Origin of the sequence: Butyrivibrio sp. NC3005 (assembly GCF_000424545.1) — a bacterium.
Taxonomy (GTDB): domain Bacteria; phylum Bacillota; class Clostridia; order Lachnospirales; family Lachnospiraceae; genus Butyrivibrio.
Map to the genome: position 1 here is coordinate 1 of NZ_AUKC01000089.1, position 1970 is coordinate 1970.

General features: G+C 35.8%; 1 protein-coding gene. It reads left to right on the forward strand.

Annotated elements, in window-relative coordinates:
• The first annotated feature begins 250 nt into the window (after positions 1–250).
• Complete coding sequence (locus G634_RS0114805; protein WP_026505914.1) at positions 251–1834, forward strand: AAA family ATPase; 1584 nt, start codon at positions 251–253, stop codon at positions 1832–1834.
• Positions 1835–1970: the final 136 nt, after the last annotated feature.

Here is a 1970-nt window from a genome sequence, read left to right on the forward strand (position 1 = left end):
GCTGTCAATTTTCTTATGGATGTATGTCTGGCTGAATGGGACTTGGTTTCTGCTATAAAAGGTAATCAGGCTCAAATGATGTTTTAGGGAAATCATCTCATGGATATGGTAGTATTAACAGGTACTTATGGTTGAGGATTTACTGATATATAGGAGAACGAGAGATTAATTCGCGGTAAACCTTCAGTAGGTGAGACGATTAGTTCCATGTATTACACATATAAGGAATTAGATACGAGGATAGAAATTAATGGGAATATATCTGAATCCAGGAAATGAAAATTTCAAAGAGAATGTAATAGCAGATGTGTACGTAGATAAGTCGATGATGATCGCTGAGGTCAATAAACTTGTAGATTCTGCAAATAAGTATATCTGCGTATCGCGTCCAAGACGTTTTGGCAAGACTATTACGACTAATATGCTGAGTGCGTACTATTCCCGAGGTTGTGATTCTGAGGAGATATTTGGCAGACTTAAAATTGCAACATATACGGGATTTGAAGAAAAACTCAATAGATATAATGTGATTAAAGTTGATGTCAACAGTGAATATCAGAATACAAAAGAAGCGGATCGTGATGATCTTATTGAGATATTGTCCGATAAGATCAAGGGAGAGCTTAAGGTAGAATTTCCACAGGTATCATTATCAGATAGAGATACATTGGCAACGTCAATTCTTAAGGTCTATGCCGAAACCGGGCAGACCTTTATACTCCTTTTCGATGAATATGATGTGCTTGTTCGTGAGAAGGTTGGACATGTTTTATTTAATAAATATCTAAGCTTTTTGAATGGTCTTTTCAAGAGTGATACTGTAAGACCTGCGATTTCACTTGCGTATATAACGGGTATACTTCCTGTAGTACGTGATAAAGTGCAGTCTAAACTCAATAATTTTCGCGAATATACAATTTTAAATGCTCGTAATCTTGCAGAATATATAGGCTTTACTCAGGAAGAGGTACAGGAGCTTTGCATACAGTATAATCTTAATTATGAAGAATGTAGGCGCTGGTATGACGGCTATCATCAGCATGGGTTCGAAATATATAACCCTGAATCCGTAGTTTGTGCAATTGAAGACGGAATGTTCCTGAATTATTGGAGTAAGACATCAACATATCGTGTGATTTCCGACATGATTGCACAGAATTTTGAAGGAGTAAGAGAAGATGTTATAAGGATGCTTGCTGGCGAGTCTATAGATGTAAATGTTACAACGTACATGAACACAATGGATTCGTTTATGACCAAAGGTGACCTTTTTACATATTTGATTCATATTGGTTATCTGGCTTATGATATGACAGAAGGAACATGTTGTATTCCTAACCGTGAGATAAGACAAGAATGGTGCAATGCAATTGAAGTTAATGATGATTATGCAGTCACCAATCAGATTATTCAAAGATCGCGTGAACTTCTTAATGAGACAATTGCTGGCAATGCTGAATCTGTAGCAAGAGCACTTGATATAAGTCATATTCATGTTACATCAAACAGAAGCTACAATAATGAGGACGCTCTTCAAAGCGCTATATATATTGCGTATATATATGCGCTTAATAAGTATACAATCGTCAAGGAGATGACAGCAGGCAAGGGCTTCTCAGATGTTACATTTATTCCTTTTGAAAAAGGATATCCGGCGATGATTGTTGAGCTTAAGCGTAATGATTCAGTGACAAGTGCTATAAGTCAGATTAAAGATAAGCAATATTACGAATCTTTGTCTCATTATCAGGGAGAGCTTCTTTTTGTTGGTATAAATTATGATGAGAAGGATAAGACGCATACCTGTTCTATAGAGAAGATGGAGAAGGCTTGAATATACCAAAAGTATAACACTCACAGTCTCAAAAGGAGGGAAGGTTAATAACTGTTGAATAATACTTATAAAACTATATAAATAGATGTTGGTTTTTATAGTTTGCTGATGTATAATAATATTGAAAGGAGCTAGC